The organism is Kitasatospora sp. NPDC058184, from assembly GCF_042883725.1.
Classification (GTDB): Bacteria; Actinomycetota; Actinomycetes; order Streptomycetales; family Streptomycetaceae; genus Kitasatospora.
This window is the reverse complement of record NZ_JBHVVE010000082.1, coordinates 1-1,024: the sequence shown is the minus strand read 5'-3', so window position 1 is coordinate 1,024 and position 1,024 is coordinate 1. Positions and strand designations below refer to the sequence as shown.

Annotated in this window: 1 protein-coding gene; it reads left to right on the top strand. The window is 60.8% G+C overall.

What is annotated here, in order from left to right; genetic code table 11:
- Nucleotides 1-1,024 (top strand): tape measure protein (locus ACFVXH_RS41485; protein WP_387831259.1); only part of this gene is annotated, 1,024 nt, incomplete at both ends.

Below are 1,024 nucleotides of genomic sequence, written 5' to 3'. Positions count from 1 at the left end.
GTACCTCACTCTCACTGGAGACGCAGCAACCATTGCCGGATCCTCACTCGAGGAAATGGGCTCGATCTTCAACAAGGTCCAGACCTCCGGCAAGGCATACACCGACAACCTGAATCAGCTTGCCGACCGCGGCATCCCGATCTTCCAATGGCTCCAGGACGAGTACGGCGTCACCGCTGAAGAACTGTCCAAGATGGTCAAGGAAGGCAAGGTCGACGCCGAGACCTTCAATAAGGTCATCCAGGAGAACATCGGCGGCGCCGCGCTCGAATCTGGCAAGACCCTTCGCGGTTCATTCGCGAATATGAAGGCTGCGCTCGGCCGCGCCGGTGCTGCAGTGATCGAGCCATTCCTGCCGATGATGAAGGCAGGCCTCGGAAAGGTTATGGAGTTCACCGACAAGGTGACACCCCACCTGAAGGCCGGTGCCGAGAAGGCTGCTGCAGGACTGACCGACATGGGTCGTGCGTTCATGTCGTCGGGCGATTCCATCGAGGGCCCGGCGACGAAGATGGAACGCTTCGGCGTCAAGGCCCGCGAGGTCGTAGACGGCATCAAGGGCGTCTGGTCCATCCTGTCGAAGGGTGAGTTCGCAGGGTCCAAGATGACCTTCGGCTTCGAAGAGGACTCGAAGACTGTCGAAATCCTGTTCAAGATTCGCGAAGGCGCACAGGCACTCTGGGATGTCGTCAAGTCCCCTTCAGGCGAGAAGTTCACAACCTTCCTTGAGACCGTCAAGGGCACCGGTGGCGAGGCCGCGAACTCGATGGGCAAGGTCGAGTCCGGCGCCAACACTCTCACCGGTGCGCTGAAGTCGATCGGCTCCGCAGCCGCCGGTGGAGCAACCGCCCTCGTGAGTTTGGGTGGCGATACGGCGACAGTCGCGGTCGCTGGAATCAAAGCTCTTGGCTCCGTAATGGGCTACTTCGCCGATCACACCGGTCTTGCAACCGCCGCACTGGCAGGCCTCGCCGCAGCGTTTGCCATCTCGCAGACAGCTCAGACGGCCTTCCATCTCTCGCGT